At 62.2% G+C, this 14,950-nt stretch carries 13 protein-coding genes and 1 pseudogene; 12 read left to right on the top strand and 2 right to left on the bottom strand.

The features are described from left to right. Nucleotides 1–13: 13 nt before the first annotated feature. On the bottom strand, nucleotides 14–1,336 hold the full coding sequence (gene tolC / locus MUW49_RS18515; protein WP_244813066.1) for an outer membrane channel protein TolC: 1,323 nt from the start codon (nucleotides 1,334–1,336) through the stop codon (nucleotides 14–16). A gap of 306 nt (nucleotides 1,337–1,642) precedes the next feature. On the opposite strand from tolC, the gene nudF reads away from it, so the two are divergent. The 12 genes from nudF to MUW49_RS18455 all read left to right on the top strand — a co-directional run bounded on the left by nudF (nucleotide 1,643) and on the right by MUW49_RS18455 (nucleotide 14,433). After that, nucleotides 1,643–2,284, top strand: coding sequence for an ADP-ribose diphosphatase (gene nudF, locus MUW49_RS18510; RefSeq protein WP_010672772.1), 642 nt, complete (start codon nucleotides 1,643–1,645; stop codon nucleotides 2,282–2,284). 99 nt (nucleotides 2,285–2,383) lie between these two features. Next, complete coding sequence (locus tag MUW49_RS18505) at nucleotides 2,384–2,830, top strand: DUF1249 domain-containing protein (RefSeq protein WP_039039758.1); 447 nt, start codon at nucleotides 2,384–2,386, stop codon at nucleotides 2,828–2,830. Nucleotides 2,831–2,857: 27 nt separating this feature from the next. Beyond that, nucleotides 2,858–3,676 (top strand): 3',5'-cyclic-AMP phosphodiesterase, encoded by an 819-nt coding sequence (gene cpdA / locus MUW49_RS18500; RefSeq protein WP_041214382.1) that lies wholly within the window; start codon nucleotides 2,858–2,860, stop codon nucleotides 3,674–3,676. 9 nt (nucleotides 3,677–3,685) lie between these two features. Further along, entirely contained in the window at nucleotides 3,686–4,273 is a 588-nt protein-coding gene (locus MUW49_RS18495; RefSeq protein WP_219604352.1) for a YqiA/YcfP family alpha/beta fold hydrolase, read from the top strand. 2 nt (nucleotides 4,274–4,275) lie between these two features. Beyond that, entirely contained in the window at nucleotides 4,276–4,899 is a 624-nt protein-coding gene (locus MUW49_RS18490; RefSeq protein WP_244813065.1) for an NUDIX hydrolase, read from the top strand. Between the two features lie 36 nt (nucleotides 4,900–4,935). After that, nucleotides 4,936–5,340: a GFA family protein gene (locus MUW49_RS18485; protein WP_039039754.1), complete on the top strand. Its 405-nt coding sequence runs from the start codon at nucleotides 4,936–4,938 to the stop codon at nucleotides 5,338–5,340. Between the two features lie 170 nt (nucleotides 5,341–5,510). Then, on the top strand, nucleotides 5,511–5,753 hold the full coding sequence (locus MUW49_RS18480) for a DUF1656 domain-containing protein (protein WP_039039819.1): 243 nt from the start codon (nucleotides 5,511–5,513) through the stop codon (nucleotides 5,751–5,753). Continuing rightward, on the top strand, nucleotides 5,746–6,612 hold the full coding sequence (locus tag MUW49_RS18475) for an HlyD family secretion protein (RefSeq protein ID WP_042015437.1): 867 nt from the start codon (nucleotides 5,746–5,748) through the stop codon (nucleotides 6,610–6,612). Before MUW49_RS18480 ends, MUW49_RS18475 begins: the two co-directional genes overlap by 8 nt. Before the next feature lies 1 nt (nucleotide 6,613). Then, a complete protein-coding gene (locus tag MUW49_RS18470) occupies nucleotides 6,614–8,617 on the top strand; it encodes an FUSC family protein (protein WP_171865254.1) in 2,004 nt (667 codons plus the stop codon). Nucleotides 8,618–8,730: 113 nt separating this feature from the next. Then, nucleotides 8,731–10,641, top strand: a complete 1,911-nt coding sequence (gene parE / locus MUW49_RS18465; RefSeq protein ID WP_010672780.1) for a DNA topoisomerase IV subunit B — start codon at nucleotides 8,731–8,733, stop codon at nucleotides 10,639–10,641. Between the two features lie 250 nt (nucleotides 10,642–10,891). Continuing rightward, nucleotides 10,892–13,186 carry a DNA topoisomerase IV subunit A gene (gene parC, locus MUW49_RS18460; RefSeq protein ID WP_244813064.1) on the top strand — a complete coding sequence of 765 codons (2,295 nt, stop codon included), beginning with the start codon at nucleotides 10,892–10,894 and terminating at the stop codon, nucleotides 13,184–13,186. Nucleotides 13,187–13,305: 119 nt separating this feature from the next. Then, a complete protein-coding gene (locus MUW49_RS18455; protein ID WP_041204928.1) occupies nucleotides 13,306–14,433 on the top strand; it encodes an ISAs1-like element ISKpn9 family transposase in 1,128 nt (375 codons plus the stop codon). 355 nt (nucleotides 14,434–14,788) lie between these two features. Here MUW49_RS18455 and MUW49_RS18450 read toward each other — a convergent pair. Then, nucleotides 14,789–14,950: pseudogene (locus tag MUW49_RS18450) on the bottom strand (IS3 family transposase); the annotation flags it as partial.

The raw sequence follows: 14,950 nt of genomic DNA, 5'->3' as shown, positions 1-14,950 counted from the left end.
GTGTGCGCCTGGCTCAGGATTTCTTGGTGACCTGGGCGGCGGGCATCAGACCCTGGTTCACCTCTTCCAGATCCTTCTGCTCCAGGATGCCGGCGGCCTGCTTGAGGGAGAGGATGCTGAGGATGTAGTTGTAGCGGGCCTCGGAGAGCTTCTGCTTGGCCTGATACAGCTTGCGGGTGGAGTCCAGCACGTCGACGATGGTGCGGGTACCCACCTCGTAACCGGCCTCGGTCGCTTTCAGGGCGCTGTCGGCGGAGATGACGGACTGGCTGTAGGCGCGGACCGAGCCGATGCTGGCGTTCACGTTGTTGTAGGAGGAGCGGACCGTGCTCTGCACCGAGCGGAAGCTGCGCTCGAGCTGTTCGCTGGCGGCCACGTAGTTGAACTGTGCCTGCTTGACCTGGGAGGTGGTGGCCCCGCCGGTGTAGATGGGCAGCTTGAAGGTCAGACCGATATTGGCCTGATTGTCATTGCCGCCCGGAATGTTATCAAGCTTGTAATCGGTATTGCTGGTTTGCAGTCCGGCACCCAGATCCAGCGTCGGCTCATGGCCGGTTTTGGCCAGATCGATCTGCTCCTTGGCGATGTCCTTGCCGATGCGGGCGCTGTGCAGCTCCAGGTTCTTGTCCAGGGCCAGTTCCAGCCACTTGTCGGAGTTGAACGCGGTCTTCTGCGGGCTGAAGCGATCGGTGTTGAGCACATCCAGTTGACGGTGGTCGATACCGGTCAGCTCGCGCAGGCTCTCGTAGCTGTTGTCCAGGGTGTTCTCGGCATTGATCTCGTCCGCCAGCGCCTGATCGCGCTCGGCCTCGGCCTCGTGCACGTCGGTGATGGCGGTCAGGCCCACTTCGAAGCGCTGCTGGGTCTGTTCAAGCTGACGCTCGACCGCGGTCTTGTTGGCACGCACGAATTCCAGGGTATCCATGGCCTTGAGCACGTCGAAGTAGGCCTGGGCGGTACGCAGCATCAGGTTCTGGTACTCGAGGTTGTAGGCCACGTCGGACTGGGTGGCGCTCTTCTCGGTCAGATCCAGGTTGACCCAGTTGCTGCGACGGTAGATGGATTGATCCAGGGTCACGGAGCCGGTAGCGCCCGTGTTGGTCATGGTGTCGTTCTTGTTTTGCAGGTAGTTCAGGCCGGCGCCCAGGTTGATCTGGGGCAGCAGGGCTGCACGGGATTCGTTGATCTTCTCGAAGGCCTGGTCCCGCTTGGCCTTGGATTCCAGCAGCTGGGTGTCCTTGATCTGGGCCTGTTGGTAAATATCGAGCAGGTTTTCGGCATGAGCGGCGCCGCTCACACCCAGCATCACCATGACTGACAAGAGTGTTCTTTTCATATGATAGTTTTAACCTTTTGTATCAACCCAAAGCTGTCCGCTGGATGAAGGGGGGATTGTCACCGACCAAGCTTGATTTCAGCTTAACCACTCTACTATAAGCAGATTTCATTGCGAACTGTCTCTTTTCCAGCTGCGGAAACGTCAAGGTCCGGGGCGAGTTTTCTCGGCAACGCGCCTAGCCAAATGCCCTGTGGCTGCTAAAATCCTTCCCTCATCGTCGGCGAGAGCGAGTGAATGAATGTTCATTCATGCCCCCGAATATTATGGTCAAACCAAGCCAAGTCAAGCTGGCAGGAGTCTCGAATGTCACAGCAAGCCTTGCCTCAAACCTGCCACTACTCCAGCGATGATGTGAAAATCATTGAAAAATCAGCTGGATATAATGGCTTCTTCAAGGTGAATGTCTACCGCCTGCAACACAGGCTGTTTGCCGGTGGCTGGAACGCCCCCATCGTCCGGGAACTGTTCGAACGTGGCCATGCCGCCGCCCTGCTGCCTTATGATCCGGTGCGGGACGAGATCGTGCTGGTGGAGCAGTTTCGCATCGGCGCCATGGAGACCAGCGCCACCCCCTGGCTGCTGGAGCTGGTGGCCGGCATCATCGATGAAGGGGAGACCGCCGAGGCAGTGGTGCGGCGCGAGGCGGTGGAAGAGGCAGGGATCGAGGTGGGACGCTGCGAACACGCCATCAGCTATCTGGTGAGCCCGGGTGGCAGCACCGAGCGCATCGAGGTGTTCGTGGGCGAGGTGGATGCCAGTCAGGCCAAGGGGATCCACGGTCTGGCGGAAGAGGGGGAAGACATCCGGGTCCACGTGGTGAGCCGCGAGCAGGCCTATGCCTGGCTCAAAGAGGGGCGCATCGACAATGCCGCCTCCGTCATCGCCCTGCAGTGGCTGGCCCTGAATCACGGCGAGCTGCGGGCACGCTGGCTGGCGGGGCGCTGAGGTGACGCTCGTTCAGACCCGGGTCAGGTGCCCTGTGTCCGACTGGCACACTGTGCAGTGGGTCCACCCTTCATGGACCCTGATTGAGGGAGCCGCGACATGTCATTAGTCCAGAGCCCGATGAAGCGCTATGTGCCTGATTTGATGTCCTTGCAGCGTACCTGCGAGGTCAATTACATGGCGCTGATGAAACTGTTGCCGCCCGGTGGCAGCGTGGGTGCTGAGCGCCGCTATCAGGTCGGCAACGGCCTGCAGTTCCAGCTCACGGTGACAGAGGAGAGCCGCTTCACCAGCCAGGTGATCCTGGCCCAGCACAACCCCGAATTGCCGAGCTACTTGCAAGCCCGGATAGAGATTCGTTTGTATCATGATGTGCGAATGGCGGAAGTGTGTGCGGCGCAACAGATTTCAATGTTGCAACCACGTTATGATTATCCCAATCAAAAAATGCATCACAGGGATGAAAAGGAGCAGGTAAATCTATTCTTGGCCGATTGGTTGAGATTTTGTCTCAAACACGGCACCAGCCTGATTAACATCCTCTAGTCGAACCCATAAAAAAGAAGCGTGATTTTGGAAACAGAGCTACCTCAGGCGCCGGACGGCAGTGTGCGCCTGTTACAGATTACCGATACCCATCTCTTCGCCAGTGCCGAGGGGCGGCTGCTGGCCGTGCCCACGGCGCAGAGTCTGGCCGCCGTGCTGGAGCGGGTGCAGGCCAACGAGCACCCGTTCGATCTCATCCTCGCCACCGGGGATCTTTCCCAGGATCACAGCCCGGAGTCCTACCAGCGCTTCGCCTCCATGATGGCGCCCCTGGCTCGCCCCATCTACTGGTTGCCCGGCAACCACGACGACGGCCCCCTGATGACCGAATACCTCCATGCGGCCGGCATCAGCGAGGCCAAGCAACTGGTAGGCGAGCACTGGCAGGTGATCCTGCTGGATACCCAGGTGCGCGGCAAACCCCACGGGGTGCTGGGGGATCACCAGCTGGCGGCCCTGGATCAGGCCCTGCGCCAGCATCCCGAGCGCCATGCCCTCATCGCCCTGCACCATCAGGCGGTGCCGGTGGGCTGCGCCTGGCTGGATCAGCACAACCTCAAGAATGCCGACGACCTGTTCGCCGTGCTGGCCCGCCACCCGCAGCAGAAGACCATCCTGTTCGGCCACGTCCATCAGGAGTTTGACGAGGTGCACCACGGAGTGCGGCTCATCGCCAGCCCCTCTACCTGCATCCAGTTCAAGCCGCTCTCCGACGGTTTCGCACTGGACGAATCCGGCCCGGGCTGGCGCTATCTCACCCTGCACCCGGATGGCCGGGTGGCGAGTCAGGTGTGGCGCCTGCCGCTGGGGCAGTTCGTGCCCGACCCCAATGCCACCGGTTACTGAGGGGTTGCCATGAAGCCCGTACTCCTCTACCTGCACGGTTTCAATTCATCCCCCGGCTCGGCCAAGGCGCAGCAGATGGCGGCCTGGGTGGCAGAGAACAGGCCCGATATCGAGGTGGTGATCCCGGCCCAGCCCAACACCCCGGCGGCCGCCTGGGCTGCCATCGAGCAGGCCATCACCGACCTGAAGGCCCGCCACGGCAGTGCCCTGCGACTGGGCGCCGTGGGCAGCTCCCTCGGTGGCTTCATGGCCACGCGAGTGAGCGAGATGTACGGTTGCCGCGCTGCCCTCATCAACCCGGCGGTGCGCCCCCACGAGCTGCTCTGCGACTACCTCGGCCCCCAGACCAACCCCTACAGCGGCGAACGCTATGAACTGCTGCCTGTGCACATGGACGAGCTGAGAGCGCTGGCGGTGCCGGTGACTGCTCCCGAGCGGCTCTGGGTGCTGCAACAGCAGGAGGACGAGGTGCTCGACTATCGCAAGGCGCTGGACGAATACCGCTTTGCCCGTCTCTCCCTGGAGTGCGGCGGCGATCACGCCTTCACAGGCTTCGAGCGCTACCCCGCCCAGATCGTCCGTTTCCTCGGGCTCTAGCCATGCAGCCGCCGTTGGCCGCCTTCCTCGAACAGGTGCTGGCCACGGCCCAGGCGGGGCTCACCTATTCCCGCGATCCCTTCGACATAGCCCGCTTCGAGGCGCTGCGAGCGGCCACGGTGACGCTCATCGCCAGCCAGAGCGAGCTGGCCCCCGACGCCATCGGCGACTGGATTGCCCTCGACAGCGGCTATCCCACCCCCAAGCTCGATGTGCGGGCCTTCATTCAGAACGATGCGGGCCATGTCCTGCTGGTGCAGGAGCGCAGTGACGGTTGCTGGACCCTGCCGGGGGGCTGGTGCGACATCGGCGATTCGCCTGCGGACGCCGTGGTGCGGGAAGTGGTGGAGGAGACCGGCCTCGTCTGTCGGGCGGTGCAGCTGCTGGCCCTGTTCGACAAGCTCAAGCATCCCCATCCCCCGCAGCTGCCCCACGCCCACAAGGCCTTCTTCCTGTGCGAGGTGACGGGCGGCGCTCTGCTTACCGACACCGATGAAACCAAAGGGGCGGAGTACTTCCCCATCGACGCCTTGCCCGAACTCTCCCGCCACCGGGTGGTTGCGTCCCAGTTGCGCACCCTGCATGACCATCTGTCGCAGGGGCGGGGGGATACCCTGTTCGATTAACCGGTTCGCAGCCTGACACTGCGGCAAGGAGGCAGCATGATCACACGCATCGGCAATACCCCCATCCAGAAGAAACACAAGGCAAGCTGCCACTGCGGCGCCGTGGTGCTGGAGCTGACCCTGCCGGATGGCGTGGTGGATCCGCGCCGCTGCGACTGCTCCTTCTGTCGGCGGCGAGGGGCCATCGTCGCCTCGGTGCCGCTCTCCGGCATCCGCATCCTGCAAGGGGAGGCGGCGCTTCGCTGCTACCAGTTCAACACCCGCACCGCGAAACACTACTTTTGCAGCGTCTGCGGCATCTACACCCATCACCAGCGCCGATCCAATCCGGCGGAATATGGCTACAACCTCGCCTGTCTGGAGGGGGTCAACCCGTTCGATCTGGGAGAGGTGCCGACCCGCGACGGGGTGCATCACCCTGCAGATACCGTAGCCGATTGAACGCGAGGTGACTGCCCGACGGGTGGCGGGGAGGACGGGCGAGGCGTTGCCGCGTCACTCCCGTGACGACATCTCAGGGGGTCATCTGCTTGTGTAGCCCCCGCCATGGCTGTGTTAACCTTGCCCTGTCCGTCTCCCGGCGGACCCCGGCCTCTCTCTTCATTCCATCTCTGCCAACAGGGGGCACACCCGTGACGACTGCTTCAGCGCTGCCGGATCTGATCCTCGGGGCCTCGCTCTATTTTCCGCCCCTGTTCAAGGCTGTGCTGCTCGGCCTGCTGGGCTGGCTGCCGCTGCACCATCTGCTGCGGGACTGGCTCTACGGCGGCGAGGTCTGGCACCCCCTGCTGATGGATCTCTCCCTCTTCATCCTCGCCGTCAGCGGCGCCCTATGGATATTGCTACATGGCTAAATCACCCCTTGCGACCCTCAAATACTTCTCCACCCTGCTGGTCTTTGCCCTGGCGCTGGTGTCGCTCTGGTGGCTGTGGAACGACTACATGCAGGGTCCCTGGACCCGGGATGGCAAGGTGAGGGCCGAGCTGGTCAGCATCACGCCCCAGGTGTCGGGCAAGATCGTCAGGATAGGGGTCAAGGACAACCAGCTGGTGAAGACGGGGGACCTGCTCTTCACCCTGGATCCCGAGCCCTATCGCATCGCGCTGGACAACGCCAGCGCGGCCCTGGCCAAGGCCAGGTCGGATCTCGACAAGGCGGAGCACGAGGCGAATCGTCGCCAGAGCCTCTCCCGCACCGTCATCTCCGCCGAGGCGGTGGATGAATCCAGGCTCAATGCCCAGGCGATGAAGGCGGCCTATGAGGTGGCCCAGGCCAATCTGGAGCAGGCCAGATGGTCCCTTGCCCGGACCGAGGTCCATGCCGCGAGCGACGGCTACATCACCAATCTGCAGGCCAGGGTCGGCAACTACGCCACCGCCGGGGTGCCCCTGGTGGCCCTGATAGACACCCACTCCTTCTATGTGCAGGGCTATTTCGAAGAGACCAAGCTCAGGCACATCGCCCCCGGCAAACCGGCCGAGGTGGTGCTCTACAGCGGGGATCGGGTACTCAGGGGGGAGGTGGAAAGCATAGGGCGCGCCATTCACGATCAGAGCCTGGAAGGCAGCGAGGGGCTGCTGCTCGACGTCAAGCCGAACGTGCCCTGGGTGCGCCTGGCCCAGCGGGTGCCGGTGCGGATCAGGCTGCTGGCGATTCCCCCGGATCTGGTCTTGATCGCGGGCACGACCTGTACCATCACCATAGGGGACTAGAGTGATCCCCTCGCTCTGGCGCCAGACCCCCTGGGGCAAGGCCAACGGCGGACAGTGGCGCTACGCCCTGCGCAATGCCCTGGCCATGTGCCTGTCGCTCTGGCTGGCGTTCGTGCTGCAACTCGACTCTCCCTACTGGGCCATGACCTCCGCCGCCGTGGTGAGCTTTCCCACCGTGGGGGGCGTCATCAGCAAGAGCCTGGGGCGGGTGGTGGGCAGCCTCATCGGCGCCATGGCGGCGGTGATGATCACCGGCCTTGGCATCGGTGATCCCTGGCTCTTCAGCCTGCTTATCGCCCTCTGGCTGGGGGGTTGCACCTACATCTCCAACCACCATCAGAACAACGTCTCCTACGGTTTCGCCCTGGCGGGCTATACCGCCGCCATCATCGCCTTCTCCTGCGTCAACCTGACCGACCCGCAACATATCTTCGACATCGCCCAGGCCCGGGTGAGCGAGGTGATCGTCGGCATCCTCTGCGGCGGCCTGATGATGATGATCCTGCCGAGTTTCTCCGATGGCGAGACCCTGCTGGACTCCCTTGGCAAGAGCCAGACCCGGCTGCTGGAACATGCCCAGCTGCTCTGGCTCGGGGAGACGGGCGCCGATGTGCGCACCGCCCACGAGGGGGTGATCGGTCAGATCCTCACCCTGAACGTGCTGCGCATCCAGGCAGTCTGGAGCCACCACCGCCTGCGTCGCCACAACCAGTTGCTGAACTATCTGCTCCATCGCCAGCTGAGGATGGTCAGCCTCATCTCGGGGCTGCGCCGCATGCTGCAACACTGGCCAGAGGACGCAGTCGACCCGGCCCCCATGCTGGCCGCCGTGCTGCGGGAGCTGGGACAGGGGGGCTGCGACAAGCTGCGCATCGCCCGCCTGATGGCACCCTTCGTGGCCCGTTCGGGGGACGATTATCGCTGTCAGGCCTTCTGGCTGCGGCTGCGCCACTTCTGCTGGAGCTACCTGGAGTGTCAGCGCTGGCTGGAAAGGCTGGCCCGCCACGATGGTCAGGAGTGGCCGGCGCCGCCGCGCCACAGCTCTCTGACCAGCCACACCGACGGCCTGGAGGCGGCCTACAACGGGGGGCGTACCTTCCTCTGCGTGATGCTGGGCTGCACCTTCTGGATCCACACCCAGTGGGATGCGGGCGCCGCAGCCCTGACCCTGCTCGCCATCTGCTGCGTGCTCTATTCCGCCACCCCGGCCCCGGCCAAGGGGGCCCAGACCATGCTCAAGGCCATCGTGCTGCTCAGCTTTATCTGCTTCGGGGTCAAGTTCGGGCTGATGATCCGCATCGACGACTTCTGGATCTTCTGCTCCCTGCTGTTCCCCGCCCTCATCACCCTGCAACTGCTGAAATTGCAGCGCCCCCAGGGGGCGGCGCTCTGGGGCCAGCTCATCGTGCTGCTCGGCTCCTTCCTCGCCATCACCAATCCGCCGAGCTACGACTACCTCGCCTTCGTCAACAGCAGCCTTGCCCAGGCACTGGGAGTGATGAGTGCAGGGCTGGCGTTCCAGCTCCTGAGGCCCAGCTCGGATCGGCGCAAGAGCCGCCGCCTGATGCATCGTCTGCGGCGGGATTTCGTGGACCAGCTGGCCCCGGCCCCGCATCAGAGCGAGGGGGAGTTTGAATCCCGGGTCTATCACGCGGTGAGCCAGCTCAGCCAGAGTCAGGATCAGGGGGCCCGGCTCTGGGTGCTGCGCTGGGGCGTGGTGCTGCTCAATTGCAGCCATATCGTCTGGCAGCTCAGGCTCTGGCGCAGCCGGGATCCGGCCCTCTATCTGGTGCGGGACGGCTGTCTGCGCTGCCTGAAAGGCATTCTGACCGAAGGGGGCGTGCAGCACGAGACCCTGGGGCGCACCCTGGCGGAGCTGGACCGCATCAGCCAAGGGCTGGGGGAACATGCAGACCCGGCGGCCCGGGCACTGGCGGGACTGGTGTGGCGACTCCATTGCTCCCTCTCCCAGCTTGTGCAGGCCCTGCCCGGGGAACCCGCCTGATCCCGTGCGGGGAGGCCGGAGCCCCTCTGGATCACCCTTTGCGAGCGCCCCATTTGTCCCGGGCCCTCCTAGCGAGTAAGATTCCCCCCAAACGTCAATTCGCAAGGCCCTCCATGTCCACTCAATACAATGCGGATGCCATTGAGGTCCTCAATGGCCTTGAACCGGTGCGTCGCCGCCCCGGCATGTACACCGACACCACCCGGCCCAATCACCTCGGCCAGGAGGTCATCGACAACAGCGTCGACGAGGCGCTGGCGGGTCACGCCCGCAATCTGGAGGTGATCCTGCACGAGGATCAGTCCCTCGAGGTGATCGACGACGGTCGCGGCATGCCGGTGGACATCCACCCGGAGGAAGGGGTCTCCGGTGTGGAGCTGATCCTCTGCAAGCTGCACGCGGGGGGCAAGTTCTCCAACAAGAACTACCAGTTCTCCGGCGGCTTGCACGGGGTGGGGATCTCCGTGGTGAACGCCCTCTCCGATCGGGTCGAAGTGACTGTGCGCCGGGACGGCCAGGTCTATGACATCGCCTTCGAGCGGGGCGAGAAGGTGTCTGATCTGACCATCACAGGCACCTGCGGCCGTCGCAACACCGGCACCCGGGTGCGCTTCTGGCCGGAGGCGCGCTACTTCGATTCGCCGCGCTTCTCGGTTTCCAAGCTGGAGCACCTGCTCAAAGCCAAGGCCGTGCTCTGCCCGGGCCTCACCATCAAGTTCCTCGACAAGAACACCGGCATCAAGTTGGAGTGGTGCTACGAAGACGGCCTCAAGGATTACCTCATCGATGCGGTCAAGCAGTTCACCTGCCTGCCGGAGCAGCCCTTCGTCGGTTCTTTCAGCTCCGAGCAGTCGGCGGTGGACTGGGCTCTGTGCTGGTTACCGGAAGGGGGCGAGTGCCTCGCCGAATCCTATGTGAACCTCATTCCCACCGCGCTCGGTGGCACCCATGTCAACGGCCTGCGCCAGGGGCTGCTCGATGCCATGCGCGAGTTCTGCGAGTTCCGCAACCTCTTGCCCCGCGGGGTCAAGCTCACCCCGGAAGACATCTGGGATCGCTGCGCCTACATCCTCTCCATCAAGATGCAGGACCCGCAGTTTGCCGGCCAGACCAAGGAGCGTCTGTCGTCCCGCCAGAGCTCGGCCTTCGTGTCGGGCGTGGTGAAGGATGCCTTCAGCCTCTATCTGAACAGCAACACCGAGCTGGCCGAACAGCTGGCGGAGCTCTGCATCTCCAGCGCCCAGCGCCGGATGCGCGCCGCCAAGACGGTGGTGCGCAAGAAGATAACGCAAGGCCCGGCCCTGCCCGGCAAGCTGACCGATTGCGGCTGCGCCGACCCCATGCAGGGGGAGCTCTTCCTGGTGGAGGGTGACTCCGCGGGCGGCAGTGCCAAGCAGGCGCGGGATCGCGAATTCCAGGCCATCATGCCCCTGCGCGGCAAGATCCTGAACACCTGGGAGGTGGAGGCCGGTCAGGTGCTCGCCTCGCAAGAAGTACACGACATCTCGGTGGCGATCGGGCTCGACCCCGACTCCGACGATCTCAGTGGCCTGCGCTACGGCAAGGTGTGCATCCTGGCGGATGCGGACTCGGACGGTCTGCACATCGCCACCCTGCTCTGCGCCCTCTTTGTGAAGCACTTCCGCACGCTGGTGGAAAAGGGCCATGTCTATGTGGCCATGCCGCCCCTCTATCGTATCGACATCGGCAAGGAGGTCTTCTACGCCCTCGACGAGGACGAGAAGAACGGCGTGCTGCAACGGGTCGAAGCCGAGAAGAAGAAGGGCAAGGTGATGGTGACCCGATTCAAGGGGCTGGGTGAGATGAACCCCAAGCAGTTGCGGGAAACCACCATGGATCCCAACACCCGCCGCCTGGTGCAGCTCACCATGGGCGCGGAAGGAGGGGCAGAAGGGGAAGATGGGGACGAGACCCTGCAACTGATGGACATGCTGCTGGCCAAGAAGCGCGCCGGTGATCGCCGCGAATGGCTGGAAGAGAAGGGCAACCTCGCCATCATCTAAAGCGAGTCGCAAGTACCCCGGCCCTCCCCTTCGCAAGGGGAGGGGGCCAAGCCTCTCCTCCCCCTCATGGAGGGGGAGGTTGGGAGGGGGGCTTGTGATTCACCGTCGGCCCCCTGCCGACCCGCATTTCCGGCGTGCCCTCTGAGGGCGTGCCATAGCAAGAGAACAACCTTATGAGTGATGCTATCGAGCTCAGTCTGTTGGATGAAGTAGAGCGCCAACCAGCTCCCGAACCGAAAGAGATAATCACATGAGTGATGCCATCGAGCTCAGTCTGGACGGGGTAGAGCGCCAGCCAATGCGCACCTTCACCGAGCAGGCTTACTTGAACTACTCCATGTACGTCATCATGGATCGGGCCTTACCGCATATCGGCGACGGCCTCAAGCCCGTGCAGCGGCGCATCATCTACGCCATGAGCGAGCTGGGGCTGTCGGCGCTGTCCAAGCACAAGAAATCCGCCCGTACCGTGGGTGACGTGCTGGGTAAATACCACCCCCACGGCGACAGCGCCTGTTACGAAGCCATGGTGCTGATGGCCCAGCCCTTCTCCTACCGCTACCCGCTGGTGGACGGTCAGGGCAACTGGGGGGCGCCGGACGACCCCAAATCCTTCGCCGCCATGCGTTACACCGAAGCGCGGCTGTCGCGCTTCTCCGAGCTGCTGCTCTCCGAGCTCGGCCAGGGCACGGTGGAGTGGACGCCGAACTTCGACGGCACCATGAAAGAGCCGGTGGTGCTGCCCGCCCGCCTGCCGCACATCCTGCTCAACGGGGTGACCGGCATCGCGGTAGGCATGGCGACCGATATCCCGCCCCACAACGCGCGGGAAGTGGCCCACGCCTGCGTGGAGCTCTTGGATAACCCCAATGCCGGCCTGGATGCCCTGATGGCCCATGTGCAGGGGCCGGATTACCCGACCAACGCCGAGATCATCACGCCGCGCGACGACATCCGCAAAATCTACGAGACCGGCAAGGGCTCCATCAAGCAGCGGGCGGTGTGGAGCGAGGAGGATGGCGACATCGTCATCACGGCGCTGCCCCATCAGGCCTCCGGCGCCAAGATCATGGAGCAGATTGCCGCCCAGATGGTGGCCAAAAAGCTGCCGATGGTCACCGATCTGCGGGATGAATCGGACCACGAAAACCCGACCCGTCTGGTGATAGTGCCGCGCTCCAACCGGGTGGACGTAGAGGGGCTGATGGCCCACCTGTTCGCCACCACGGACTTGGAGAAGAACTACCGGGTCAACCTCAACATCCTGGGTCTGGACAACCGGCCCCAGGTGAAAGACCTCAAGACCATCCTCACCGAGTGGCTGAGTTTTCGCCGCGAGACGGTGCGCCGCCGCCTGCAGTATCGCCTCGACAAGGTGCTGGCGCGCCTGCACATCCTCGAAGGCTTGCTCATTGCCTACCTCAACATCGACGAGGTGATCGAGATCATCCGCACCGAGGAAGAGCCGGGTCGGGTGATGATGGAGCGTTTCAACATCAGCGAGACCCAGGCCGAGGCGATCCTCGAGCTCAAACTGCGCCACCTGGCCAAGCTCGAAGAGTTCAAGCTGCGCGCCGAGCAGAATGAACTGGCGGAAGAGCGCGACAAGCTGGAACTGATCCTGGGTTCCGAGCGCCGTCTCAGCACATTGCTCAAGAAAGAGATCCTGGCGGATGCCGAGAAGTACGGCGACGATCGCCGCACCCCGCTGGTGGAGCGCGCCACCGCCGTGGCCCTGACCGAGAAGGAGCTCACCCCGAGCGAGCCGGTGACCGTGATCCTCTCCGACAAGGGGTGGGTGCGCGCCGCCAAGGGCCACGACGTGGACGTGGAGGGCCTCTCCTACAAGGCGGGAGATGGCTATCTCGCCCACGCCCATGGCCGCAGCAACCAGCAGGCGGTGTTCCTCTCCACCCTGGGACGTACCTACTCGCTGGAGGCCCACACCCTGCCGTCGGCCCGCAGTCAGGGCGAGCCGCTCACCGGCCGCTTCGCGCTGGGGGCCGGTGAAGAGGTGCGTCATCTGGTGATGGGTAACGAGGGCGAGCCGTATCTCATTTGCTCCGACGCCGGTTACGGCTTCGTCTGCCAATACGACGACCTGACGGCCAAGAACAAGAACGGCAAGGCGCTGCTGACCGTGCCGGAAGGGGGCATCGTCATGGCGCCCCAGAGGATAGGCGCGCCGGACACGGATCTCTGCATGGCCATCTCCAACGAGGGGCGCATGTTGCTGTTCCCGCTCAATACCCTGCCGGTACTCGGCAAGGGCAAGGGCAACAAGCTCATCAGCATCCCCTCTGCTCGCGTGAAGGCGCGGGAGGAGTTTGTGGTGATGGCCGCCGTCATCCCGCAGGGCCAGTCCGTCACCCTGTTTGCCGGCAAGCGCAAGCTGACCCTCAAGCCATCTGACCTTGACTACTACCGCGGCGAGCGCGGCCGCCGCGGCGCCAAGTTGCCCCGCGGTCTGCAGCGAGTCGATCGCATCGAGATTGAACCCGTCGCCGGCGCCGAGCCGGCAGCCGGGGACAGGGCCGACGCATGATCATTCTCTGCACAAGTTGATCAAGTCTCGATCAGTTGAACGGCTCCAAGTACGATTTTAATTGTACCTTGCGTTGCCAAGCTGTAAATAGTCGAGATCTTAACCAACTGTTTATTATTATGGCCCAGAAGTCTTTGCTCGACTACCTTGAATCAATTCCAGACCCACGCAATCAGGCCAAGTGCTCGCATATCTTGTCAGAGGTTGTTTTCATGGCCATCTGCGCCATGATGTGCGGTTTTGATACTTGGAGCGAGATTACCTTGTTTGCTCAAGAGCGAGAGCCATGGTTCCGGCGCTGGTTGAGCTTGCCTGGCGGCATTCCATCACACGACACATTCAACCGCATTTTTGCCACTCTGCCTCCCGCCAGTCTGAAATCCATTTTTCAAGCGTGGATCGGCGACATCATGGGCGATGATAAGCTGGTTGGCCAACTAGCGGTTGATGGTAAAGCTCTTCGTGCTACCGCTAAAGGGCGAGGTGCCAACGCTGTTCATATGGTCAATGTCTGGTCAACTGAGCTGGGGATGTGTGTTGGCCAGCAAAAAGTCGCTGACAAATCTAACGAGATCACGGCAATACCTGAGCTACTCCAACTTCTTGAATTAAAAGGGTGTTTAGTCAGTATTGATGCGATGGGTACACAGGTAAAAATCGCCGACACCATCCTCAAAAAGTCGGGTGATTACCTGCTTGCAGTGAAAGACAACCAACCTAGCCTCAATACTGAAGTAAAAGAACAGTTCCAAGCGTATTGGGATAAGAATGAAACCGATGTTTCGGGGCACGGCTTTACTGAACAATTTGACTCAGAACATGGGCGAAAAGAGCATCGACGTTGTTGGGTTCTGATGGTTGATGAAAGCATGCCAGTTTGCCAGCAGTGGAAAGCGAAGACGATCATAGCCGTGCAGGCTGAGCGAATTGAAAATGGCAAAGGCTATGATTTCGTGAGATTTTATATAAGTAGCCGAGCGTTGGATGCCACCTCAGCGCTGAAGGCAACCCGAGCGCACTGGTCGGTAGAAAATCTGCTGCACTGGACTTTAGATATTGCGTTCGGAGAGGATCAACTTCAGGCCAGAGCGGGCTTCGCTGGGGAAAACTTAGCGGTCATCAGGCAGTGGATACTGAACATGCTGAAGCAAAACAAATCACGTAATCTAAGCATGGCCAACAAGCGCAGGCTCTGCTGTCTGAATGAACAATATTTGTTCGAATGTATGGGGTTGTTCAAAGTATAAACACTGATGCGTCAGCCCTGGCGAAGGATGCATCCTTCCCTGCTTGGTTTGCGTAGCCAAAATGTTGAGTGTGGTAACGCTACATTCGACCCTTTTTAAGAAATGAATGTGGTGAACTGTTGAATTCCTCTCAGACGGTGCCACGGTGTTGCATCTTAAATCCTATCAGGGTGCTATAACGCGGCTCCCTGATGTATCGGGCGGTGTCGTGTACACGTAAGTATTCACCGGAACAGTATTGACACAGGAAAAATGAGACGATCGTCTCTTGATCCCACTTTCCTGCTTGCTTGATCCTGCTCCTTAGATACGCTCCCCCCGGCGTTTTTCAAGATAGTTGTCGCGCAAAGCTGTTTTAAGCAGCCTCTTTTTGCTCCGGCTCGGGTTTCTCGGGCCGCTCCGGATTTAGCATCACGGCACCGATAGGTGTCCAGTCTCGCGTCTTGCCACTCCACCTCGCTGGGTGTTGTGCTCGGGCGGCCTGGTACACAGCATCCCGTTTCGCCAGCAGGGCTTT

The sequence above is a fragment of the Aeromonas sp. LsrichE-8G genome (assembly GCF_022869435.1).
GTDB classification, from domain to species: Bacteria; Pseudomonadota; Gammaproteobacteria; order Enterobacterales; family Aeromonadaceae; genus Aeromonas; species Aeromonas caviae.
This window is presented reverse-complemented; position numbering and strand designations above follow the sequence as displayed.

Excerpts from the sequence above, each read along its gene's own strand:
- tolC (WP_244813066.1), bottom strand. The coding sequence starts at position 1,336 with ATGAAAAGAACACTCTTGTCAGTCATGGTGATGCTGGGTGTGAGCGGC.
- MUW49_RS18495 (WP_219604352.1), top strand. The coding sequence starts at position 3,686 with ATGAAGCCCGTACTCCTCTACCTGCACGGTTTCAATTCATCCCCCGGC.
- MUW49_RS18455 (WP_041204928.1), top strand. The coding sequence starts at position 13,306 with ATGGCCCAGAAGTCTTTGCTCGACTACCTTGAATCAATTCCAGACCCA.
- nudF (WP_010672772.1), top strand. The coding sequence starts at position 1,643 with ATGTCACAGCAAGCCTTGCCTCAAACCTGCCACTACTCCAGCGATGAT.
- parC (WP_244813064.1), top strand. The coding sequence starts at position 10,892 with ATGAGTGATGCCATCGAGCTCAGTCTGGACGGGGTAGAGCGCCAGCCA.
- MUW49_RS18485 (WP_039039754.1), top strand. The coding sequence starts at position 4,936 with ATGATCACACGCATCGGCAATACCCCCATCCAGAAGAAACACAAGGCA.
- MUW49_RS18475 (WP_042015437.1), top strand. The coding sequence starts at position 5,746 with ATGGCTAAATCACCCCTTGCGACCCTCAAATACTTCTCCACCCTGCTG.
- parE (WP_010672780.1), top strand. The coding sequence starts at position 8,731 with ATGTCCACTCAATACAATGCGGATGCCATTGAGGTCCTCAATGGCCTT.
- MUW49_RS18505 (WP_039039758.1), top strand. The coding sequence starts at position 2,384 with ATGTCATTAGTCCAGAGCCCGATGAAGCGCTATGTGCCTGATTTGATG.
- MUW49_RS18490 (WP_244813065.1), top strand. The coding sequence starts at position 4,276 with ATGCAGCCGCCGTTGGCCGCCTTCCTCGAACAGGTGCTGGCCACGGCC.